The following is a 21,360-nucleotide window of genomic DNA, read 5'->3' as shown; positions in this document are numbered from 1 at the left end:
TCAGTCGGCGTTTGAAGGTGGGACGCTGGCAGCAGGTTTCACAAAGGATGCATCCCCAGGTTCATTCGGCTTCATCTGCTTGAGGAATTTCAGGATGCGCCCTTCGTCCACGCCCAAGCCCCGCGCGCAGAAGAGGATCGCGTCGCGCAAGGCGCGGTCTTCGTCATAGGGGATCGCGACCTTGTCATGGCAGCGGGCCATCATCATCATCGTGCTGACATGTTCCACATAGGCCCCGGCATTGGTGACTGAAAGCGTCTCTCCGGCGATGCCTCCATCAGCCCTCGCCGCTTCGATCGCCCGTTCCAGATTGGGCAGCGTCATGCGCAATGCGCGCCGATAGACGAGGCGGGCATAGCCTCCGTCACCAGCAAGGCTGCCCACGACCATGCGCAATCCTTCCGCGTTGACGGCATGCATGCCCGCCATCGCATAGCTGAACGTGCGGCGCAGTATTTCGAGCAGGCCCTCGCTACTTGCCTCTGCCTCGCCAAATGAGCGCATGACGATATTCTGATCGGTGATGACCTCGCGCAACACGGCGCGGTAGAGATGCGTCTTCGTCGGGAAGTGACGGAACAGCAATGCCTCCGACACTCCAGCAGCGCGCGCAATCTGCTGCGTCCGTGCGCCTTCAAGCCCGTGGCGCGCGAAAACCGCCCTGGCCGCAGCGATGATGGAGGCCCGGCGACCGGCGCTGGAGAGACGGGTGGCTGGCATTGGTGGAAATATACTCCGGGAACAGGCAGCGTCGCGGCAGGCGACGATGGTAAAGTCTAAGGCTTTACGGAAGGGATACAAGTTGCTGCCGCCATCTGCTCCTTTTGAGGGCGAGGCGCTTTCGCCGCCGTCACGGGTCGCTGAGCGGCTTACCTTGTTCGATCGTCGCTATGAAGCGGCTGAGCAAAGCCTTTTGCCGTTCGATCATGGCTGGTGAGAGCGGGTCGATACCTGCCAAGCTCCGCGACACGGGTGCGGCCCAGAAATAACCGAACATCAGGTTGAAGATCGCCACAGTCTGAAGGATCAAATCCTCTGCCGCAGGCTCCAACTCCGCCGCCTGCGTGATGCGTCGTCCATAATCGATCAGCCGCTCCACCCATGCCATGCCGATTTCGTCACGGTCCGACGGGGAGGAAAGGATTGAGCGTATGAGCAGCATGGAGACATTAGGATGCTGCGTCAGAACATCGACCAGCCGATCGGTCAAGGTGCGGAATGAGGCCTCCTGCGGGGACCTGGTGATGGTCGCTTCCATCTCGTCGGCCAATGGCTGCAATGCGCGTTGCAGGACCTGGCGATACAGGGCGTCCTTGCTTTCGAAATATTTGTAGAGCCCGGGCTGCTGGATGTTCGCAGCCGCAGCGATGTCCCGCAACGCAGTCGCGTCATAGCCTTTCTGCGCAAACAGCAATTCGGCGGTATCGAGCAACCTGTCGGCCGTGCGTTGGCCCTTGCTGGTCCGTTGGACGATCGGTTCGCTGATGGCGCCTTGGGCGATGCTGGTCATGGATTTCACCCTAACCGGCTGCTGGTGCTTTGGCCATATGGCGCGCATTGAGGGAGGATGGGCGAGAGCCCCACATCGGCGCGGCAAGATGCGCATTGTTCTTGACACCCGTGCACAGGGGCGCATGAGCGCGTGCAAGTGCAGCACTGGCACCCCAATCGTGCAGAGGACCAGATGATGGAAGATATCTATATCGTAAGCGGCGCTCGGACGGCGATCGGCGATTTCGGCGGCTCCTTGAAGCCCTTCATGCCGTCGCAGCTTGGCAGCATCGTCGTGAAGGAAGCGCTGTCCCGTGCTGCCGTTCCGGCGTCTGACGTCGAGCATGTGGTCATCGGCCAGGTCATGCCGACTAGCGCTCGCGATGGCATGCTGTCGCGCACCATAGCATTGCAGGCTGGCGTTCCGCTCGAGGTGCCCGCCCTGACGTTGAACAGGCTCTGCGGGTCGGGCGTACAGGCGATCGTGTCGGCGGCGCAGATGATGAAGCTCGGCGAAGCGGCGATCACCGTGGCTGGCGGCGCTGAGTCCATGTCGAACGTGCCCTATCATGATCACGGCGCACGCTGGGGCCGCAAGATGGGGGACAACCCGGTCGAGGATGCGCTGGTTTGCGGGCTTCAGGACGCAAGCGGCGGCTATCATATGGGCGTAACCGCAGAGAATTGCGCCGAACGCCACGGCATCACGCGCGAACAGCAGGATGCGCTGGCGGTTGAAGGGCATCAGCGTGCGGTGCGGGCGATTGCGGAAGGGCGCTTCAAGGAGCAGATCGTTCCTGTCGAGATCAAGACGCGCAAGGGCGTCACCATCTTCGATACGGACGAGCATCCGCGCGCGGACACCATCATCGAAACGCTGGCGGCGATGCGCCCTGCGTTCAAGAAGGACGGCACGGTCACGGCAGGCAATGCGTCCGGCATCAATGACGGCGCGGCGGCCGTCGTGCTGGCTACCGGCAGCGAAGTGGAAAGGCGGGGATTGAAGCCGCTGGCGAAGATTCTTGGCTGGGGACATGCGGGCGTAGAGCCGGAATATATGGGCGAGGGGCCGATCAAGGCGGCGCCCGTGGCGCTGAAGCGCGCTGGACTGACGCTTGATCAGATGGACGTGATCGAGGCCAATGAAGCCTTTGCGGCGCAAGCTCTTTCCGTTGCCAATGCGCTGGCGTTCGATCGCGACAAGCTGAACCCGAACGGGTCGGGTATCGCGCTTGGCCACCCTGTCGGTGCGACGGGCACGATCCTGACGATCAAGGCTGCCTACGAACTGAAGCGGACCGGTGGTCGTTATGCGCTCATAACGATGTGCATCGGTGGCGGCCAGGGCATTGCCTTGGTAATCGAGAATGTCGGCTGATCATTGAGGAGGAGCCGAATGCCGTGATGCGGCGTTCGGCTCCTTCGCTCATGCTGGCGGCGGACGTCAATGATCCGTCATCTATGTTAAACCTCACCTTCTTTTGAGAACTCAATCACTTGTCGTGCGTTTAGACGGGGCGGCGGTTGATGAACCGCTGGCATGGAGTAGATCATGTCCGTTCTCGTCGAGTTTCCTGGCGGCGTCTGCCGCGAAGTTCCAAGCCAATTACGCGCGATCGGATCCCAGAAAAATCGTGCGGACGAATTTGAGCAAGTCCCGCTGAACTGCGATCCGCACTGGAAATATGAACGGGAAGATGGCCGCTGGATCGCTGTGCACCGCCAAGGTCAGTTGTTGAGTATGCGTCCTGCCGCTCCGGCATGGTGGCATTTTATCGAGCTGATGATGGAGCCTGAGCGTCGTGCCCATGGCGCGAATGTGGCAGAGGCCAGCGAAACGGTGAAGCTTCAGTCCGCTGCCTGACCCATCCGAATGAAAAGTTGAGCGAGGCGCGCTGCAGCCAGCCTGCGGAACTCCTTGAGCGATCAGGAGTTCCGGTCGGTCGGAAGCGGCCGCCGCTAAGCCATAAAACTGGCGCTGTGGCCTAATGGGTGTGAAGCGTGTGACGATTTTGGGCGGGCAAGCGGGCGGCAACTATAATGATTTTCTGGGTGGGGGCGGTGAAATGGGCGACCGCATCGCCCAGTTCGACTGGTCCGTCACCAGCATCGGCACGATCGATATATGGCCAACCGCCATGAAAAGCATGCTGGCCTTCGTGCTGCGATCGCCGGTGCCGATCGTCACGCTTTGGGGCGACAAGGGCGTGATGATCTATAATGACGCCTATCGCACGTTCGCGGGTGGCCGTCATCCCGCTCTGCTGGGCACCAATGTCCTGGAAGGCTGGCACGAGGTTGCCGACTTCAATGCCAATGTGATGCAGAAGGTATATCGCGAGGGCGGGACGTTGTCCTACCAGGATCAGGAATTGACCCTGATCCGCGACGGCACGCCCAAGCAATTATGGACCGACCTGGAATATTCCCCTGTTCTTGATGAGGACGGCACAGCGATCGGCGTGGTGGCGATCGTCATCGAGACTACCGAGAAGGTGCTGGCGAACCGCCGCCTTCAGGATGATCGCAACAGGCTCTGGGCGATATCGCGCGACCTGCTGCTTGTCTGCACGTTCGACGGACGGATCACAGCGGTCAACCCGTCCGCCACGCGCATGCTGGGCTGGGCGGAGGACGAGATGATCGGCCATCAACTCGCCGAGTTCATCCACCCTGCCGACGTGGATCGCACTAGTCAGGAGATTGAGAAACTAGGCGAAGGCATCACGACGCTGGCGTTTGAAAATCGCTATCGCATGCGTGATGGCGGATACCGGCTGCTCGCCTGGACGGCTGTGCCTGACGCGGGGCGTATCCACGCCGTCGGCCGCGACATCACCGAAGAACGGCACATGGCGCGAGACCGGGATCGCATCTGGAACCTGTCGCCCGTCCTAAAGGTCGTGACGGACACGCAGGGCCATATCACCGACGTCAATCCGTCATGGACGCAGAAGCTCGGCTGGTCGCGCGAAGAGACGCTGGGCAGGCGCAGCACTGACTTTATGGTGGAGGATGAAAACAGCTGGCAGCAGCGAGTAGATTCCTTGCGCGAAGGCATGCCGCTGCTGGATTATCGCACCACCTTGCGAACAAAGGATGGCGACCAGCGGATCATTCAGTGGACGACGGTGCCGGAAAACGACACCTTCTATGGATTCGGGCGCGACATCACAGCGGAGGTCGAGGCCGCTGCCGCGCTGGCCGAGGCCGAAGCAGCGCTCCGCCAGTCGCAGAAGATGGAGGCGGTCGGGCAGCTGACAGGTGGTATTGCCCATGACTTCAACAATCTTTTGCAGGGGATCACGGGCAGCCTTGAGATCGTGCAGCGGCGTGTTGCTCAAGGGCGCGTCGATGAGCTGGACCGTTTCATCAGTGGCGCGTCCACTGCAGCCAACAGGGCGGCTGCGCTGACGCATCGTCTGCTGGCATTTTCCCGCCGCCAGCCGCTCGACCCCAAGCCCGTGCGCGTCAATGGGCTGGTCGCATCCATGGAGGATCTGCTTCGCCGGACGAGCGGCGAAAGGATCGAATTGGAGTTCGTGCTAGCAGGTGGGTTGTGGGTCACCAAATGCGACCCGAACCAGTTGGAAAGCGCCATACTCAACCTTGCGATCAATGCGCGGGACGCGATGCCGGATGGCGGCAAGCTGACCATCGAAACCTGCAACGCGCATCTGGACCGCGCCTATGTGGCTCGCCAGCGGGGCGTTCGGCCCGGGCAATATGTCTGCCTCTGTGTCAGCGACACAGGCATCGGCATGAGTGCCGATACCATCAGCAAGGCATTCGAGCCATTTTTCACAACCAAGCCGATCGGGCAGGGCACCGGGCTCGGATTATCGATGATCTATGGGTTCGCGCAGCAGTCCGAAGGCTATGCGAAAATCTACAGCGAAGTGGGTCAGGGCACGACGTTCAAGCTGTACCTCCCCCGTCATCATGGCAGCGCCGAGGATGAGGAGGCGCTTCCAGAACCCGGGCCGATGCATCATGCGGAGGAGGGTGAGGTCGTGCTGGTCGTCGAGGATGAGTCGGTCGTGCGCGGGCTGATCCTGGAAGAATTGCATGAACTCGGCTACGCCGCGCTGGAGGCTGTCGATGGCACTAGCGGCCTGGAAATGCTGAGATCAAAGCGGCGGATCGACCTGTTGATCACCGACATCGGATTGCCGGGGCTCAACGGCCGCCAACTGGCCGATGCGGCGAGGGAATTGCGGCCGTCGCTCAAGGTCCTGTTCATGACCGGCTATGCGGAAAATGCTGCCCTTGCATCGGGTTTTCTGGAGCCCGGAATGGAGATGATCACGAAGCCCTTCGCCATGGAAGCGCTGGCCACCCGGATAAGGTCGATGCTTACCGACGCATCCTGAGCCAAGCCGGACGGGATCATCACTCAATACCACGGCGGATCATGACATGATCCCATCGCCGACTTGTTTGAAGGTGAACTTGCGGCGGCCGTCCCGCTCGCGATAGCCTGTGTCCAGCACGATCGCCCGTAGACAGGCGACACAGATGCAATGGCTTCGGCTCGAGGGAAAACAAGCCTCAAGAGGAGAGAGAGATGACGGACATTCTGATCCGTGGCGGCACTGTGATCGACGGAACAGGCGCGCCCGGCTATCCTGCCGACGTACGCGTGGCAGGCGGCAGGATCACCGAGATTGGCGCGGGCCTGACAGCCGCCGCCGGTGAGGAGGTCGTTGACGCTGACGGCTGCTATGTGACGCCGGGTTTCATCGAAAGCCATACCCATTATGACGCGACGATGTGGTGGCAGCCGGACCTTGATCCGCTGCCCGGCAATGGCGCGACTACGGTCATTCTGGGCAATTGCGGATTTAGCGCCGCGCCGCTTTCGAAGGAAAAGGCCGCGCAGTTGGAGATGATCAAGATCTTCTCCTTCTTCGAGGATATCCCGTTGAAGCCGTTCCTTCAGAACGTCCCCTGGGATTGGGAGAAGTGGTCGGAATATAAGGCATCAATGGCGCGCAACATCAGCCTGCCCGCCAATTACTCCGCCTTCGTCGGTCATATTGCCCTGCGCCTTGCGGCCATGGGCGTCGAGGCATGGGACCGCGCGGCGACTCCACAAGAAATTGCCCGCATGGCCGAACTGCTGGAGGACGCGCTGGCCGCTGGCGCTCTTGGCCTGTCGGACAATCTGCACGACCATGATGGCGACGACCGCGCCATTCCCACATTGCTTGCCGATGATGCGGAGTTCGAGGCGCTGTTTTCGGTGATGGAACGTTATCCCGGCACCACCTACCAGGTCATCATCGACACCTTCATGCGCAAGACCGGGCCGGAGAGCCTGGAACGGCTTGGGCGACTGACGAAGGGCCGGGCGATCCGGATGCAGGTGGCAGGGGCTGTCCCGACGCTGGAATTCCAGAAGGATATTCTGCCTCGGTTGCAGGACACGCTTGCTAAGCTGAAGGAAGAAGGGATCGATGTGTGGCCCGGCTATGCGCATGTTTCGCCGACCAGCACGCTCAGCCTCGTCAAGTCGCTGATCTTCGCCCAGTCCAATGACTATGTCTGGCACGAGGTCGTCCTCGCCGAGACGCATGAGGAAAAGGCGCGGTTGCTGGCTGATCCCGATTGGCGGGCGCGGGCCCGGGAGAGCTGGGACACCAAGGCCTGGCCGCATTCGCCGATGAACAATCCGCAGGACCTTTATCTGCTGGACAGCGAAAATGGCGCTGGGCCGGTAGGCGGGACGCTGAAGGAGTTCGCGGAAGCGCGCGGGCTGCATCGTTCTGACGCGATGGCGCAGTGGATCCTTGAAAATGGCACCAAATCCACGGTGCACATGGCTCCATTCCCGAAGGATGAGGATCTGACGATCCAACTGATGCTGGACCCGCAGACGGTCGGCAATATCTCCGATGCTGGCGCGCATCTTCAAATGCTGTGCGGTGGCGGCGAGAATATCTTGCTCTTCACCAAATATGTCCGCGAAGGGCTGCTCACCTTGGAGCAGGCGATCCATGTGAAGACGGGCAAGCTCGCCAATTTCTTCGGCCTGCATGACACGGGCGAGATCAAGGTCGGCCGCCGCGCTGACATTGCCGTGTTCAATCTGGGCGAGGTTGAATATCGCAACATGGAGAAGCGGTTCGACGTGCCCGATGGTGACGGAGGCACGACGTGGCGCTTCACCCGCCCGGCCGCGCCGATGCGGCTCACGCTGGTGAATGGCGTCAAGACCTTTGACGGCAGCAGCTACACCGGCGCTCGTCCGGGTGAATATCTGCAACCGACGGCGGCGGCGAATGACGCGCTGGCTTCGTTGGAAGCGGCCGAGTAAAAGAAGGGGATGCGGGAGGCTGACGTCTTCCGCATCCTGCCTTGCGAAGGGGATGGGGGTTGGCTAAATTCGGTGCTATCGACCAGATCGGCATTTTGGTGGAAAATCTGGATGCCAGCATCGATAGCTGGATCAGTCACTCAGGCGTGGGTCCCTGGACGGTATTCCGCAATGTCGCCCTGGACGGTAAATATTGCGGCCAGCCGACGCGGGTGACGATGCATGTCGGATTATCCTATCAGGACGGTGTGCAGATCGAACTGATCGAGGCGACGAATGATGCCCCGTCGCCCTATCGTTCCGATGATGGCGAGCGATTGCTAGGGCTTCATCATGTCGCCCGCATAGTTGATGATCTGGACGCCGCAGTCGAAACGGCGGTGGAAGGCGGCATGGAATTGCTGTTCACCGCCCATAATCCCGCGACGCGCGTCGCCTATCTGCGCGCTCCGGGTCAGCCCGGGCAGTTGTTCGAATTTATCTGCGGCGCGGACATGCGCGGCATGTGCGATGCGGGGATAGCCGCTGCTCGTAACTGGGACGGAGCCGATCCCGTCACTGTGATTGACTTCGCCGCCGTCTGACGGCGACTCTCCCATGATTTGACAGCATAAGAGCTATGCGCTGCCCCTGATTTACAGGGACAGCGCCGCTTGGACTTATTCCGCCGCCATGGAGGTCATGCCTTGGTGGTTTGGTCTCGGGTCTTCGCTGATCGCGGTGGTCCATGCCCACTCACCTGACTTGGGCGGGTTGGTGATGCCGAACTCCTCGCGAATGTCCTGCACCTGCCAATCGAGATAGTCGCGATAGGGGATGAGGAAGAGCGGATGCTTCCAGTTCCGGCCCTGCGCCGCGCCGATGTCCTCCGCTTCAAGTTCCACCTTGACCGCCTCTGGATAGAAGAGGCCGCTCTTCATCATCGTCTTGGCACGCAGATAAGAGCTGACCCGGTTGAAGAAGGACGCGAGTTCGGGCACGAAATATTGATAGAGCGCCCGCATATTGGCTGCGATAAGGGCAACCTCGCCGGCATGATTGGTCTCAAAGCCGGTGATCATATGTTCAATGTCATGGGTATGAGTCCGCTCCTTCATGTAGAAGTCGAAGTCGGTCTTGATCTCCATGCCCTGGAAGAAATGGTCCATATTATAGCCGCTGTTAACGACAAAGTCGTAGATCACGGCTCGGAGGGTTCCGGGTTCCGCGCCTGCAAGCTCCTCAGTCTTGAACAGTGATACCTTCTTTCCGTCCAGCCATGATTTGAACTCGGGTAGCCGTGCTTTTTCTTCCTCGAACAGCTGGAAGATGCGGGGCCAGTCCTCCAGTTCCATCAATATTTTCACGACATCCGGGATATAGGCGGTATTAGGTAGTTCCGCGCCGTTCCGCCGCAGCATTTCCTGTGCGATCAAAGCCCGCAATTGCGGATGGTTGAGATAGGGCGAGGAACTTATCAGGACCGAGCTTTCGGTCGTGAAACCCGGCCCAGAGCCGTTATAATATGCAAAATCCGCGCTGCTGACGCGCGCTGAAATGTCGTTTTCCATCATCTCTCTCCTCTACATTCTGTCTTCAGAAACTTACCCCAAGCTCGACACCATAGGTCCGCCCGCGCTCGTAGCTGGTTATGAGTTGCAGGACGGGCGACCCGAATGGATTATATTGCTGATTGAACAGGTTCTGGCCGAACAAAGAGAGCGACGCTTTCGCTCCGCCCAAGGGCATGTCCACCCAGCCGATCCGTCCATCGACCAGCCAATATGCCTTGGTGTAGGCGTAGCGATTCAGGTCGGCGCTATTGCCTGCAAGGTCGAAGAAGGGTGTCGAGACGAGTGGCGCGCGGCTGCGATAACGCCCGTCCACCCGAGCCGAGATATGGCCGCCCATGTTCATGTCCGGGCTGTCATACTGGACGGAGGCGCGGCCCTGCCATTTGGAAGCGAAAGTGGTGCGTGCAATATCGGCAACTTCGACCCCGTTCAGGATGAAGCTCTTATAATCAAGGTCAGTGTAGCTCAAATTGCCGCTGAGCGTTACCCCCCGTACCGGAACCAGGTCCGCCTCAAGCTCGAAGCCCTTGATGCTCGCCTTGCCCGCATTGTCGAAGAACTGGCGGCCGTTGATGAAGTTCTGGGTCTGAAGGTCCTTATAGTCGCTGTAGAACAGGGCGATGTTGGTCCGCAGCCTGTTGCCCCAGCTTTGCGTCTTCAGGCCAAGCTCATAGGCGGTCAGCGTTTCCGGCTTATAGGGGATGCCGCTCAAGATGCCGCCAGTCACGTAGCCGGTGGAGACCTTGCCATAGGCGGTTACATTATTGTTCGGCCTCCATGTCAGGATGGCCGCCCAGGTCGCCTTCTTGTAATCGACCTTATAGTCACCGACGCCCAGCTGCCCGCCTTGGCCGCCTGATACCGCGAAGATCCGGTTTTCGCGCTTGTCGATGGTGTAACGCAGGCCGCCGGTCAGATCGAGCGTGTCGGTCAGATGGTAGGTGAGCTGGCCATAGGCTGCGTAGCTGTCATTGGTGGCGCGGGTGCGGGTCAGGCCGCTGCCGAATATGCTGTCGAGCGACGGGTTGAAGTCCGCCGCATCAATAACGCCGTCGCCATTGATGTCGAAAGGCAGCTGTCCGACGGGAAGCCCGGGTATCACTCCCACGGTCGATGTATTTAGGACGACGCCGTTCGCGACGGGCTGGAAAATACCCAATATGTCGGTCGCGGGCGTGTTTTCATGGAAGTAAAAGAGGCCCGCAGTCAGGTCGAATGCTTCAGATGTGACCTGGACCTGAAATTCCTGGGTGAATTGTTTCTGACTGGTTGATCGGGATGTTAGCAGGGAAAAGAAGGAGTCGTTGGGTCCCGGCGCATTAGCGGGATCAAGTACGCCCGCAACATTGCCAGCCAGCAGTGCCTGCAGTTGTGCGGTCGTGAAGCGCAGGCCGCCTGTGGCGCCAAGGTCGTAGATGTTCGGGTCCTGTCGGAACTTGCGATAGGCAGTGATGCTCTTGATCGTGATCTCATCGCTCACGGGATAGGTGAAAGTGAGGCTATGCCCTTGCGTCACCACATGTTCCGCGCTTGTGGCGTTGGCAACTGAGGTCAGCCGGTCGGTCGAGATATTGGTGATCCCGCCGAACAGCGGTTGGAAAGCGATGATCGGCGCCAGCAATTGGCCTGATGCATCCGGGATGACGCCGAAGCTTTGTATCGCGCGGCCGGTGGAACGGGCGTCGGTATAATCGAAGCGATAGTCGGCAGTGAGGTCGCCCAAATCCAGTCTTGCCGCGACGCCTATACCATCGACATTGCGTTCGCCCAGCCGGTCGGCAATGCGTTGCACGCCGAAGGACGGATCGCGCTGGCGCAGGTCTATCGTGCGGCCCCCCAGCCGGTTGCGATAATCGCCCTCAATCTCGTCGTGCAGATAGGACAGCTTGACCGACAAAGGGCCAAAGGCGGGCAGATCGACGGAGACTTTCGTGCGAAACGCATCGTAATTGCCATAGGAAATGGTCCCGCGAACGCCGAACTCACCCGATGGAGCTGCCGTCACAAGGCTGATTGCGCCGCTGGTGGCGTTGCGTCCGAAAAGGGTGCCCTGTGGGCCGCGTAGCACTTCGACGCGTTGAATGTCGGACAGATCGAAGATCGATCCTACCGTTCGCCCGATATAGACGCCGTCCAGATAGATGCCGACCTTTGGATCCACGGCATTGTTGGAGGTGCCGGACGCCACGCCACGAATGATGATGGTGGGATTGGATTGTAGGCCCTGCGTGTTGATCTGAAGGCTGGGCGCCAATCCGGCCAGGTTGCGGACATTGGTGACGCGCAGCTGATCGAGTTGCTCCGCGCCGATGGCGGTCACGGCGACGGGCACCTTTTGCAGGCTCTCCTCGCGCCTTTGCGCCGTCACGATGATGTCGGCCAGCTGCCCCTGAACCGTGGCCTGCCCGGCCGGGTCGGCAGTCTGCGCCAGGGCCGCTGTCGTGGCGAACGATGATATGCCCGCTAACGCAACGGCAATGAATGAACGCATGGCAATCCCCTTCCTTTCGTCGGGCGATGCCATCCCTCGATACGGCCGCACTCCCTGTTAAGAGCCCGGACCTTCGACCGCGACCAAATGCGCCTATGCGCATCCGGCAACGGACGCTTGGCGGTGTGCCGCCATTATCTTCTTCCTGATGCAGCCTAGTCGCCGGCACATGGCCGCGAGCCCTTTCTGCATCCTCTCCTGATAGCGTCAGCCAACGATCAGTCTTCGGCCGCGCTATCTTGTTTGCATGCAGCGTGTCTTGAAATGATCCCTTCGTCAAGCACCATCAGCGATCAACGTGGTATGAGCGGAGTGACCGGCGAGGCGACGGCCAGGATGGCGTGCCATTCGCCAGGCAGAGCGGACGTGCGGCGGTCCACCTGCGCGATTTCACGCAATTCTGCCCTAAACCGTTCGATGCGTTCAGCAACGCGCGCGATGCCGACGGGCGAGAGTTTGACGGTTTCGACCCCGAAGATCGTATCGGGATCGCCATAATCCAGATTGAAGAACAGATGCTTCATATGCTGCTCAAAATGTCGCCGCATTGGTTCGCGTTGCCATACGTGCGCGGGATCTAGCCGTGCGCGGAGCCGTCCTCCGGGCAGCCGGTCGATGAGGGCCAGCCTTTCCAGCCTTTCGACATGCTGTGCGATATGTTCGGGCGGAATGCCGAACCCCTCCTCGGCCTCCGACACCGGCCATCCCGTGACGATGATGAAGAAGACAGTCGATAGTTCTGGGCTGGCGGTCAGCGCCTTTTCCTGGGCCAGCGTAAGCTTGTCGGATGACCGGTCTCGGACAGCCGCCTCTTCGGCGATTTCGGTAAGGGTGGTGTCGGCGAGAGCGCACAGTTGCGACAAGGTGCGCAGGCCAAGGCCCCGGCCGTGCAGCCATCTCTTCACCGTTGCGGTGCCCACACCCAGCTTTTGCGAAACATCTGCCTGGGTGAGTCCCGCCGCTCTCAATCGGCGGCGCAGCGCCGCGAGCAGGAGTTCATGTTCCATGCCGAAGGGGTCGCTGGAGGGATGAGGGGGGCTCATCAGATGATCCCTTTCGCTGCTCGGAGGATGATGTCTTCCAGCCATGGCGCTAGATTGCGGACTGCGATGTTTGATCGCGGACGTTTCCGTGATCGATATCCATCCCTCGACTCTTCGGCTGCACGATATCCGTGCAGCCGAAGCTTGTTACCTTTCCAGATCATGGTCTCTCCAGCTTTTTTCTTTCGCAGAAGGGTAAGGGGCACGATGCAGCTTACAAGACGGAAGTGAGCGCATCGTTCGCTCTGGAGCATTTTCCTGTCGCAATCGGCAAGGCTTGAGCATAGCTTTGACGAAGATGCTTGAGGCCCTCCTGCCATGTTGGTCAGGCGGTGATCAGTACTGGCAGGAGAGGTGGACTTATGACCCAGTTTTTCGACGATCTTCAGGCGCGACTGGATAAGGAAGATGTGTCGGACTGGGTCCTCGTCAGTCAGGAGATGATCGACCAGTTCGCGGGAGCGACGAAGGATCACCAATATATCCATGTCGATCCGGAGCGCGCAAAGCAGTCTCCTTTCGGCGGGACGATTGCTCACGGGTTCCTGACGCTTTCCCTTCTGCCCTATCTGTGTGCGGATGCGCGCGGCGACATCGTCCCGGATGGCGCGACCGAAATCAACTATGGCAGCAACAAGCTCCGTTTCCTGTCGCCGGTCCGGTCGGGCAAACATGTGCGTGGCAGGTTCAAGTCGCTGGAGGTCGTCGAAAAGCGGCCAGGCCAAATACAACTTACCACAGAAGCCACTGTGGAGATCGAGGGTGAGGACAAGCCCGCGCTGATCTGCGAATGGATTACCCAGTTCAAGCTTTGAACCAAAGCCCCGCCAATCCGTTTGTGCCTGACCAGACACAAATCGGAAACAAAAATGGCAGCGACCAAGGGAGAGAAACCTCGCATCAAGCCCTTCAAGGGGCCTGCGGGAGGTTGGGGTTCGGTGCGGTCGCTGGCCGAGATTCTGCCTCGCGAACATTTCCCGGCGGAGGGGATGCGGGAACTGGCGCGGCAGAACAAGCCCGATGGTTTCATGTGCGTCAGTTGCGCCTGGTCGAAACCGGCGAGCCCGCATCCTGCCGAATTTTGCGAAGAGGGCGCAAAGGCGACCGCGTGGGAACTGACGAAGCTTCGCACGACGCCTGAATTTTTCCTGGAGCATGACGTTACCAGCCTGCGCGGTTGGCGGGACTATGATCTGGAACAGCATGGACGGCTGACGCACCCGCTGCGCTATGATGCAGCTGCGGACAAATATGTGGCCTGTTCATGGGAAGAAGCTTTCGACTCAATCGCTGCGAAGTTGCGGCTGATGGATCCCAAATCGGTGGTGTTTTATTCCTCCGGGCGCACGAGCCTGGAGGCCTCGTACATGTATGGGCTGATGGCACGCATGTATGGCAACCAGAACCTGCCTGACAGTTCGAACATGTGTCATGAATCGACCTCGGTCGGGTTGAAGGCGGCGATTGGGGAAGCGGTTGGCACGACCCAGCAGAAGGATTTCGATGATTGCGATGCGATCTTGTTCTTCGGCCAGAATGTCGGGTCCAACTCACCCCGCATGCTCCACGACCTGCGACGCGCGCGGAAGCGGGGTGTCGAGATCATCACGTTCAATCCCCTGCGCGAACGTGGTCTTGAGCGGTTCACCGATCCACAAAATCCGATCGAGATGGCGACGCTCAAAGAGACAGGCATATCGACCCAATATCATCAGGTGAAAGCGGGCGGCGACATCGCGGCGATGATGGGTCTGGCCAAGTTCCTGATCGAGTGGGACGATGCCGCCAAGGCGGTCGGCGATCCTGCCGTGCTGGATCACGAATTTATCGAGCAGCATACGAAGGACTTCCACCTGTTCGCGGACAAGGTGCGCGCGACAGATTGGGATGCGATTGAACAAGAATCCGGCCTGACCCGTTGGAATCTGGAGCAGGCGGCGCGGGTTTATGCGCGGTCCAAGGCAGTGCTGGGCATCTACGGCATGGGCCTCACCCAGCATGTGAAGGGCGTCGAAAATGTCCGCATGCTCGTCAACCTGCTCCTGCTGCGGGGTAATATCGGTAAGCCGGGAGCTGGGCCGACGCCGGTGCGCGGTCACAGCAATGTGCAGGGGCAGCGCACCGTTGGCATTACGGAGAAGACGGAACTCGCGCCGGTCGAGAAGTTGAAGGAGCTTTATGGCTTTGATCCGCCAACCGAAAAGGGATTGGACACCGTCGAAACATGCACGGGCATAGTCGATGGGTCGGTTCGGGCCTTTGTCGGCCTTGGCGGCAATTTCCTCCGCGCAATACCCGATACGGAGAAGATGGAAGCGGCCTGGCCCGATCTGGATCTTACTGTCCACATCGCGACGAAGCTCAACCGCAGCCATCTTTTCCCCGGACATGAGGCGTGGTTGCTCCCCTGTCTGGGCAGGATCGAGCAGGATGTTCAGCAGAATGGCCCGCAAGCCGTGTCGATGGAGGATTCGACCAGCTGTATCCATGGCTCGCTGGGCAAGGCCGAGCCCGCCAGCCCGCACCTATTGTCCGAACCGGCTATCGTCGGCGCGATCGCCAAGCGACTGCTGCCGCATAATCCGCATGTGGATTGGGACAGCTGGGTCGCGGACTACGCCCGGATCAGGGACGCGATCGAGGCGACCTATCCTGAAAAGTTCAAGGACTTCAACAAGCGGTTGTTCGAGCCGGGCGGCTTTTGGAAAGGGAATAAGGCGGCCGAGCGGATTTGGCAGACGCCTAGCGGCAAGGCGGAGTTCCTGCCGCCTTCTGGCCTGTCCGCCACCGGCTTTGAGGACAAGGGTGGGCAATATCGGTTGATCACCCTCCGGTCCAACGACCAGTTCAACACGACCATCTATGGCTATCATGACCGGTTTCGCGGGGTGAAGGGCACGCGCGACGTCTTGTTCATGAATGCTGAGGACATGTTGGCGGAAGGCGTGAAGGAAGGGGATGTGATTGCCCTTGAAGCGCCGTCACCAGATGGGCGCGTGCGTCGGCGGCCAGGCCTGATCGCCACGGTCTACAATATTCCGCGTGGGTGCCTTGGCGCCTACTATCCCGAATGCAATGTGCTGATCCCGATCGAGCACCATGCCGAAGAAAGCCATGTCCCCGCGGCCAAATCGGTGCCGGTGGTTATCAGAAGGGAGGGATGAGCCTGCCTTCCATGCGATTATGTTCTGGTTGGATCATCGGGATGATCCTCCTGGCCGGTTGCAGCGCCGAGCAGCGCACGCTGGTAGCCGCGCAGCCGACATCCCCACCCACCGGACCTGATGATCCACGGATCGCAGCGATCAAGGGCAATTTCTACCAGATTTCGCAGGGTGGGCGCTATTTCACCTGGTATGGCTGCACCTCCTGCCATGGGGAGCCCAAGACGGGCTGGCCGCCGCGGCTGCCGTTCGTCACCTATTATGCGCGCATCGGGCATAACGGATATGACCGGAAGATAGCTGCGGAACAAAGATGGCAGATCAGCGCCTATCTAAATTCGCTGACCGTCACCGACGCGGCCAAGCGGCACCGGCAAGCGGTGGATCAGAAGGGCGAGCCGACCGCCGGACAGTGGCAGGGGCCGTTATGAGGGCCTTTGCTCTCATTACCCTGTTGCTCGCGGGATGCGCCGGGCAGCAATCCGCGATGCATGCCGCAGGCGATCAGGCGGCAACGTTGATGTCCCTGTTCCGATTGATGATGTGGGTGTGCGGCATTGCCTATCTGCTGGTCATTCTGTTCCTCGGATGGGGGCTGATCCGCAGACGATCGGCGGCGGATACGAGCGAGCAGCCTTATCACAAGCTGATGGCGGGATGGGTCGGGTTCATACTGCTCGGCCTCATCCTGCTGGTAGTTGCGAGCTTTCTCGCCGACCGGTCGCTGGGGCAGAGACCGCAAGTCCCGTTGCAGGTGCGCGTCACCGGGCATCAATGGTGGTGGCGAATCGAATATCAGGCGGGAAATGGGCGGTGGATAGAGACCGCGAATGAACTCCACCTGCCCGCTGGCGTGCCCGTGCTGCTGGAACTGCGTGCGGCGGATGTGATCCATAGTTTCTGGGTGCCCAACCTCGCGGGCAAGATGGACATGATCCCGGGCAAGATAAACAGAATGACCGTGACCGGCCGCACGAACGGCTGGTTCAGGGGGCAATGTGCCGAATTTTGCGGGACGCAGCATGCCAATATGGCGCTGGCCGTGAAGGTCGAGCAGGTCGATGAGTTCGACCGCTGGCTCGCTGAACAGGCGCGACCTGTGTCGCCCGGGGAAGGCGTGGCTGCTGGGCGTAAGGTCTTCGAAAGCGCCAGTTGTGCGGTTTGCCATCAAGTGCGCGGCACCGAGGCGCGGGGGCGGGTCGGGCCTGATCTCACGCATGTGGCATCTCGCCGGACCATTGCAGCTGGGACTGCGCCGATGACCCATGGCAGCCTGCGTGGCTGGATCATTCAGCCGCAGGCGATCAAGCCGGGGACGTCGATGCCCCCGAGCGACCTGTCGCCGCAGGACGCCGAAGCCGTCGCCAGCTATCTGGAGACGCTGCGATGAGCCAGCACCATGAGCAGCTTCAGGCGACATGGTCGGACCCGCCCGGCATCTGGGGCTTCCTGACCACCGTCAATCCGCGCCGGATCGCCGCCCGATATGTTCTGACGGCGATGGCGTTGCTGATCCTGTCCGGACTTTTGGCGCTCGACATGCGGGTGCAGCTCAGCCAGCCGCAGATGCATCGGATGACGGCGCAGCTTTATAATGAATCCTTTGCGCTGCACGGGTCCACCATGTTGTTTCTGGTGTCCGTGCCGGTCATGGAAGCCATGGCCATGTGGCTGGTGCCTTTGATGCTGGGGCAGCGGACAATGGCCTTCCCGCGGCTCAATGCCTTCAGCTACTGGCTGTACCTGGGCGGGGTGATGATGCTGTGGGTGCCGCACACGCTGGGCGTGACGCCGGACCTGGGTTGGTTCGAATATCCTCCACTCTCGGGCCCATCCTATTCGCCCGGCCACCGCGCCGACATCTGGGCGCAGATGATCACCTTTACGGAGGTGGCGGCGCTGGCAGTGTCGGTCAATGTCGCGGTCACGATCCTGAAGATGCGGCCGCCCGGCATGACGCTGGCGAAGATGCCAGCCTTTCTCTGGGCCATGCTGGTGTCGGCGGTGATGACGATTGTCGCCTTGCCAGCGGTGATGCTGGTGACGTCGATGCTCATCGCGGACCGGCTGGTATCCACCCATTTCTTCAGCCCGGCTGGCGGTGGCGACGTGCTGTTGTTTCAGCACCTCTTCTGGTTCTTTGGCCATCCAGAAGTCTACATCATCTTCCTGCCGGGGGTAGGCTTCGTGTCGGCGATCGTCGAGACCTTCTCCCGCCGCCGCCTGTTCGGTCATGTGCCGGTCGTGCTGTCGATGCTCGCCATCGCGATCCTGGCATTTGGGCTTTGGGTGCATCACATGTTCGCCGTCGGCCTGCCGAAGGTCGGTAACGCGCTGTACACGGCCGCGAGCATGGCGATCGCCTTGCCTGCCGGTATCCAGATATTCTGCTTCATCGCTACGATCGCACTTGGCAAGCCAAGTTACCGCACGCCATTGCTGTGGATCATCGCATTCATCCTGACCTTCGTGGTCGGTGGGCTGTCCGGCATCATGACGGCGTCGGCGCCGCTCGACCTGCAGCTCACTGACACCTATTTCGTGGTCGCGCACCTTCACTATGTCCTGATCGGCGGAGCGATGTTCCCGCTATTTGGCGCTTTCACCTATTGGTATCCCAAGGCAACGGGCCGGTTGATGTCCGATGGCTGGGGCATCGTAAGTTGCGCGCTGATCGTTGGCGGCTTCAACATCGCCTTTTTTCCGATGCACATATTGGGCCTGATGGGCATGCCACGCCGCATCTATACCTATGGGCCGGAGATGGGCTGGGGTGATCTGAACCTGGTGGCGACCGGGGGAACCGTTATCGCTTCGGTGGGAGCTTCGATCTTCGTGGCGAACGCGTTGATCAGCTATTGGCGCGGGAAAAGATCAGGCGCGGACCCCTGGGGCGGGTCGACGCTGGAATGGGCAACCCGTTCGCCGCCGCCCAACTATGCCTTCGCCGACGTGCCGGTGGTGAAGAGCGCCGCGCCGATGTGGGACAATCCGCTTGAGCCCTTCCCGGTGATGCGGGGTCTTTCGGCCGATGCCGGGAAGCGCTGGTCACGTCCCTGGTGGACGCCAATCCCCAATATCGCCAGCCAAGTCCCGGGCCGTCCATCTGGCCGCTGGTCGCTGCGCTGGTGACATCAGCCTTGTTCGTGGGCAGCATCTACACGCCCTGGGCGCTGGTTTGGGGCGCTGTGCCGCTGGCGCTGGCGTTGACGGCCTGGTTCTGGCCCACGCGGCCACGGCGGAAGGATGCGCGGGCATGACCGATCGGCCAGTTTATGTGCAGGGGGACCTGTCGAGCTTGCCGGAGAGCAAGGATGGTCCGGCAAGCCTTGCCTGGTGGGGCAATGCCGGTTTCATGCTGATCGAAGGAACCGCCTTTTTGCTGGCGGGCGGGTCTTATCTCTACCTGATGGTGGCGGGTTCCGATTGGCCGCCGAAGGGGTTCGCGCCTCCGCAGCTGGTCTGGGGCATCGTCTTCACGATCGGGCTGTTGCTCAGTGAAATTCCGAACCGTTGGCTGATCAAGAAGGCCAGGGCGAGGGATGAGAAAGCTGTGCGTATCGGCATCATCATCATGACGCTGGCCGCGTTTCTCCTGTTCATACCGCGTGCGTTGGAGTTCACTGCGTTGGGGCTGCGCTGGGATGAGCATGCCTATGGGTCGGTGCTGTGGATGCTGATGATCCTGCACACGGTTCATCTGATCACCGACTGGGGAGACACGCTGGTGCTCGCGCTCTGGCTGCACACGCATGAAGTGGGCGACCGGCAGTTTGCTGATGTGGAGGACAATGCGAATTACTGGCGGTTCGTCGAGCTCAGCTGGCTGCCGCTTTATGCCTTGATCTACTGGGCGCCGAGGCTGGCATGAGCAGGAACGCGCGCTACGCCATCCTTTTCGCCGGGCCTCCGCTGCTCTGGTTCGCGAGCCAGCAGGGGATCAGCTTTTTCCTGCATGCCTGGTGCCGAGCGGGCACATATTGGCCGGGCGCTGGGATTGCGCTGTTTTTGCTGATCGCTGGCGCTGCTTCCTGGGGGCTGGTGAGGCTGGCGCCGGGGAAATGGGGTGCGTTGTTGTGGGTCGGGATATTCTTTCTGGCGTTGATGTTCCAGGCTCTGGCTCTGCTGATCCTGGAGGGGTGCCGGGCATGAGGCGCGTTCCTGGCAGCTTGTGGCTTGTAGCGGTGTTGGCTGGCTTTGGCGCCGTGGGAGCGATTGGCAGCTTCGCCGTGCAACAGCGGCAGGAGATGAGCAGGCAGGAAGAGCATGCGCAGGCGCTGACGGGCGGCGTTGTGGAACGGGGCGAGCGGGCGATCGTGGCGAGGCAATGTAGCGCCTGTCATGAGATACCTGGCATAGCGGCATCGCGTGGGGCGGTGGGCCCCTCCCTGGCTGGTTTCGCCGCGCGCAAAACCGTGGCGGGGATGCTGCGGAACGATCCGGACGCGCTGGTGCGGTGGATCCGCTATCCGCAATCGGTGGTGCCGGGCAACGCCATGCCGAACATGGGCATAGGGGAGAAGGAAGCGCGCGACATCGCCGCTTATCTCTATACCCTTTCGCCCAGGGAAACATAGGCTGGCCCGTCATCCTGCTGTTCGGCAAGCATGTGCCAGGCGTAGAAGAGGGCGGCGGCGAGATAGAGCGTGCCGCCGGGAATCCACATGAGGATGCCTGCAAGCTGCTGGTCGTCCAGCGGGCTCATGCCCCAGGGCTGGGTTGTCAGCCAGTGCGGGCGGTAGAGGGCGCTTTGGGCAAAGGCGAGCAACGCGCCGAGCAAGCTCATCTGCATCATGGTTGCGAACAGGGCGATGATCCGGCCGGGGAGTTCCGAGCGAGCGAGAGCGTGCCAGAAGCCGGTGGCGGAGAGAAGGATGCTGAGTTGCATCAGCCAGAAGGCGGCGGAATTGGACAGCGCCAGATCATATGCTGGCGGAGCGTGCCAGAACCAGAGGACCAGCGCCTGAAGAACCGTCCAGCTGGCGAGCGATCCGCGTTTGGGGAGCATGGCTGCCGCGCGGGCGAGCAGGGGGGCGGCTATCAGGATCAAGACGAGATGGTGGACTGACCGGGCGGAGAAGAGAGCCGAGCCGATCGCGCAGAAAGGGGAAATGTAGAGGATCGCCCAGATGCCGGTGAAGGCGATCGCGGGTTTTCGGGAAGGGGGAGGAAGGCGCAGGGAGAGAAAGAGTGTGGCGGCGATGGCCAGCAGCAATAGCGGGTCCCAGTTCCACCGGGTCCAGAACTCCGCGGGCAGGGGAGCGGTGCCGCAATAGGGGGTGGGATTTTCCAACCGGGA

20 protein-coding genes are annotated in these 21,360 nt (G+C 60.8%); 14 read left to right on the top strand and 6 right to left on the bottom strand.

All coding sequences use genetic code 11. The annotated features are described in order from the left end of the window. Both ACYU8T_RS15160 and ACYU8T_RS15155 read right to left on the bottom strand, forming a co-directional pair. The gene (locus tag ACYU8T_RS15160; RefSeq protein WP_461160121.1) at positions 1-720 is read right to left on the bottom strand and encodes a TetR/AcrR family transcriptional regulator; all 720 of its coding nucleotides are present in this window, start codon (positions 718-720) and stop codon (positions 1-3) included. A 130-nt stretch (positions 721-850) separates the two neighbouring features. After that, entirely contained in the window at positions 851-1,510 is a 660-nt protein-coding gene (locus tag ACYU8T_RS15155) for a TetR/AcrR family transcriptional regulator (protein ID WP_176502300.1), read from the bottom strand. 177 nt (positions 1,511-1,687) lie between these two features. Between ACYU8T_RS15155 and bktB the strand changes: the two genes are divergently transcribed. The 5 genes from bktB (at position 1,688) to ACYU8T_RS15130 (ending at position 8,394) form a co-directional block, all read left to right on the top strand. Next, a complete protein-coding gene (bktB, locus tag ACYU8T_RS15150; RefSeq protein WP_461160120.1) occupies positions 1,688-2,869 on the top strand; it encodes a beta-ketothiolase BktB in 1,182 nt (393 codons plus the stop codon). Between the two features lie 174 nt (positions 2,870-3,043). After that, on the top strand, positions 3,044-3,355 hold the full coding sequence (locus ACYU8T_RS15145; protein WP_461160119.1) for a hypothetical protein: 312 nt from the start codon (positions 3,044-3,046) through the stop codon (positions 3,353-3,355). A gap of 124 nt (positions 3,356-3,479) precedes the next feature. Then, positions 3,480-5,864, top strand: a complete 2,385-nt coding sequence (locus tag ACYU8T_RS15140; protein WP_461160118.1) for a PAS domain S-box protein — start codon at positions 3,480-3,482, stop codon at positions 5,862-5,864. A gap of 194 nt (positions 5,865-6,058) precedes the next feature. Beyond that, positions 6,059-7,810, top strand: a complete 1,752-nt coding sequence (locus ACYU8T_RS15135) for an N-acyl-D-amino-acid deacylase family protein (RefSeq protein WP_461160117.1) — start codon at positions 6,059-6,061, stop codon at positions 7,808-7,810. 59 nt (positions 7,811-7,869) lie between these two features. Continuing rightward, the gene (locus ACYU8T_RS15130; RefSeq protein WP_461160116.1) at positions 7,870-8,394 is read left to right on the top strand and encodes a VOC family protein; all 525 of its coding nucleotides are present in this window, start codon (positions 7,870-7,872) and stop codon (positions 8,392-8,394) included. A gap of 75 nt (positions 8,395-8,469) precedes the next feature. Here the strand turns inward: ACYU8T_RS15130 and ACYU8T_RS15125 are convergent, their stop codons facing one another. The 3 genes from ACYU8T_RS15125 to ACYU8T_RS15115 form a co-directional block, all read right to left on the bottom strand. Continuing rightward, positions 8,470-9,360 carry a Coq4 family protein gene (locus ACYU8T_RS15125; protein WP_097093344.1) on the bottom strand — a complete coding sequence of 297 codons (891 nt, stop codon included), beginning with the start codon at positions 9,358-9,360 and terminating at the stop codon, positions 8,470-8,472. A gap of 25 nt (positions 9,361-9,385) precedes the next feature. Beyond that, the gene (locus tag ACYU8T_RS15120) at positions 9,386-11,854 is read right to left on the bottom strand and encodes a TonB-dependent receptor (protein ID WP_461160115.1); all 2,469 of its coding nucleotides are present in this window, start codon (positions 11,852-11,854) and stop codon (positions 9,386-9,388) included. Positions 11,855-12,147: 293 nt separating this feature from the next. After that, the gene (locus ACYU8T_RS15115; protein WP_097093269.1) at positions 12,148-12,897 is read right to left on the bottom strand and encodes a helix-turn-helix domain-containing protein; all 750 of its coding nucleotides are present in this window, start codon (positions 12,895-12,897) and stop codon (positions 12,148-12,150) included. A gap of 362 nt (positions 12,898-13,259) precedes the next feature. Here ACYU8T_RS15115 and ACYU8T_RS15110 point away from each other — a divergent pair, with 362 nt between their 5' ends. The 9 genes from ACYU8T_RS15110 to ACYU8T_RS15070 are packed head-to-tail and all read left to right on the top strand — an operon-like array spanning position 13,260 to position 20,638. After that, the gene (locus tag ACYU8T_RS15110; protein WP_201516417.1) at positions 13,260-13,712 is read left to right on the top strand and encodes a MaoC family dehydratase; all 453 of its coding nucleotides are present in this window, start codon (positions 13,260-13,262) and stop codon (positions 13,710-13,712) included. 54 nt (positions 13,713-13,766) lie between these two features. Further along, positions 13,767-16,061, top strand: coding sequence for an FdhF/YdeP family oxidoreductase (locus ACYU8T_RS15105; RefSeq protein ID WP_461160114.1), 2,295 nt, complete (start codon positions 13,767-13,769; stop codon positions 16,059-16,061). Further along, positions 16,058-16,492: a hypothetical protein gene (locus ACYU8T_RS15100; protein ID WP_461160113.1), complete on the top strand. Its 435-nt coding sequence runs from the start codon at positions 16,058-16,060 to the stop codon at positions 16,490-16,492. Before ACYU8T_RS15105 ends, ACYU8T_RS15100 begins: the two co-directional genes overlap by 4 nt. Next, positions 16,489-17,451: a cytochrome c oxidase subunit II gene (gene coxB / locus ACYU8T_RS15095; RefSeq protein ID WP_461160112.1), complete on the top strand. Its 963-nt coding sequence runs from the start codon at positions 16,489-16,491 to the stop codon at positions 17,449-17,451. The genes ACYU8T_RS15100 and coxB overlap by 4 nt, the downstream gene beginning before the upstream one ends. After that, on the top strand, positions 17,448-19,193 hold the full coding sequence (locus ACYU8T_RS15090; RefSeq protein ID WP_461160111.1) for a cbb3-type cytochrome c oxidase subunit I: 1,746 nt from the start codon (positions 17,448-17,450) through the stop codon (positions 19,191-19,193). Before coxB ends, ACYU8T_RS15090 begins: the two co-directional genes overlap by 4 nt. Beyond that, positions 19,190-19,321: a hypothetical protein gene (locus ACYU8T_RS15085; protein ID WP_461160110.1), complete on the top strand. Its 132-nt coding sequence runs from the start codon at positions 19,190-19,192 to the stop codon at positions 19,319-19,321. The genes ACYU8T_RS15090 and ACYU8T_RS15085 overlap by 4 nt, the downstream gene beginning before the upstream one ends. Next, positions 19,318-19,932: a cytochrome c oxidase subunit 3 gene (locus tag ACYU8T_RS15080; RefSeq protein WP_461160109.1), complete on the top strand. Its 615-nt coding sequence runs from the start codon at positions 19,318-19,320 to the stop codon at positions 19,930-19,932. Before ACYU8T_RS15085 ends, ACYU8T_RS15080 begins: the two co-directional genes overlap by 4 nt. After that, positions 19,929-20,213, top strand: coding sequence for a hypothetical protein (locus ACYU8T_RS15075; RefSeq protein ID WP_247233860.1), 285 nt, complete (start codon positions 19,929-19,931; stop codon positions 20,211-20,213). Before ACYU8T_RS15080 ends, ACYU8T_RS15075 begins: the two co-directional genes overlap by 4 nt. Then, positions 20,210-20,638 carry a c-type cytochrome gene (locus tag ACYU8T_RS15070; RefSeq protein WP_461160108.1) on the top strand — a complete coding sequence of 143 codons (429 nt, stop codon included), beginning with the start codon at positions 20,210-20,212 and terminating at the stop codon, positions 20,636-20,638. Before ACYU8T_RS15075 ends, ACYU8T_RS15070 begins: the two co-directional genes overlap by 4 nt. Here the strand turns inward: ACYU8T_RS15070 and ACYU8T_RS15065 are convergent. Continuing rightward, positions 20,611-21,354 carry a cytochrome c oxidase assembly protein gene (locus ACYU8T_RS15065; protein WP_461160107.1) on the bottom strand — a complete coding sequence of 248 codons (744 nt, stop codon included), beginning with the start codon at positions 21,352-21,354 and terminating at the stop codon, positions 20,611-20,613. The genes ACYU8T_RS15070 and ACYU8T_RS15065 overlap by 28 nt on opposite strands. Positions 21,355-21,360 lie beyond the last annotated feature (6 nt).

This window comes from Sphingobium sp. TomMM35A (genome assembly GCF_054771735.1).
This window is presented reverse-complemented; position numbering and strand designations above follow the sequence as displayed.

What these genes read in the sequence shown, in the direction of transcription:
- ACYU8T_RS15105 (WP_461160114.1), top strand. Translation starts at nt 13,767, where the DNA reads ATGGCAGCGACCAAGGGAGAGAAACCTCGCATCAAGCCCTTCAAGGGG.
- ACYU8T_RS15140 (WP_461160118.1), top strand. Translation starts at nt 3,480, where the DNA reads ATGGGTGTGAAGCGTGTGACGATTTTGGGCGGGCAAGCGGGCGGCAAC.
- coxB (WP_461160112.1), top strand. Translation starts at nt 16,489, where the DNA reads ATGAGGGCCTTTGCTCTCATTACCCTGTTGCTCGCGGGATGCGCCGGG.
- ACYU8T_RS15135 (WP_461160117.1), top strand. Translation starts at nt 6,059, where the DNA reads ATGACGGACATTCTGATCCGTGGCGGCACTGTGATCGACGGAACAGGC.
- ACYU8T_RS15075 (WP_247233860.1), top strand. Translation starts at nt 19,929, where the DNA reads ATGAGCAGGAACGCGCGCTACGCCATCCTTTTCGCCGGGCCTCCGCTG.
- ACYU8T_RS15155 (WP_176502300.1), bottom strand. Translation starts at nt 1,510, where the DNA reads ATGACCAGCATCGCCCAAGGCGCCATCAGCGAACCGATCGTCCAACGG.
- ACYU8T_RS15160 (WP_461160121.1), bottom strand. Translation starts at nt 720, where the DNA reads ATGCCAGCCACCCGTCTCTCCAGCGCCGGTCGCCGGGCCTCCATCATC.
- ACYU8T_RS15080 (WP_461160109.1), top strand. Translation starts at nt 19,318, where the DNA reads ATGACCGATCGGCCAGTTTATGTGCAGGGGGACCTGTCGAGCTTGCCG.
- bktB (WP_461160120.1), top strand. Translation starts at nt 1,688, where the DNA reads ATGGAAGATATCTATATCGTAAGCGGCGCTCGGACGGCGATCGGCGAT.
- ACYU8T_RS15100 (WP_461160113.1), top strand. Translation starts at nt 16,058, where the DNA reads ATGAGCCTGCCTTCCATGCGATTATGTTCTGGTTGGATCATCGGGATG.
- ACYU8T_RS15125 (WP_097093344.1), bottom strand. Translation starts at nt 9,360, where the DNA reads ATGGAAAACGACATTTCAGCGCGCGTCAGCAGCGCGGATTTTGCATAT.
- ACYU8T_RS15145 (WP_461160119.1), top strand. Translation starts at nt 3,044, where the DNA reads ATGTCCGTTCTCGTCGAGTTTCCTGGCGGCGTCTGCCGCGAAGTTCCA.
- ACYU8T_RS15090 (WP_461160111.1), top strand. Translation starts at nt 17,448, where the DNA reads ATGAGCCAGCACCATGAGCAGCTTCAGGCGACATGGTCGGACCCGCCC.
- ACYU8T_RS15120 (WP_461160115.1), bottom strand. Translation starts at nt 11,854, where the DNA reads ATGCGTTCATTCATTGCCGTTGCGTTAGCGGGCATATCATCGTTCGCC.
- ACYU8T_RS15070 (WP_461160108.1), top strand. Translation starts at nt 20,210, where the DNA reads ATGAGGCGCGTTCCTGGCAGCTTGTGGCTTGTAGCGGTGTTGGCTGGC.
- ACYU8T_RS15115 (WP_097093269.1), bottom strand. Translation starts at nt 12,897, where the DNA reads ATGAGCCCCCCTCATCCCTCCAGCGACCCCTTCGGCATGGAACATGAA.
- ACYU8T_RS15110 (WP_201516417.1), top strand. Translation starts at nt 13,260, where the DNA reads ATGACCCAGTTTTTCGACGATCTTCAGGCGCGACTGGATAAGGAAGAT.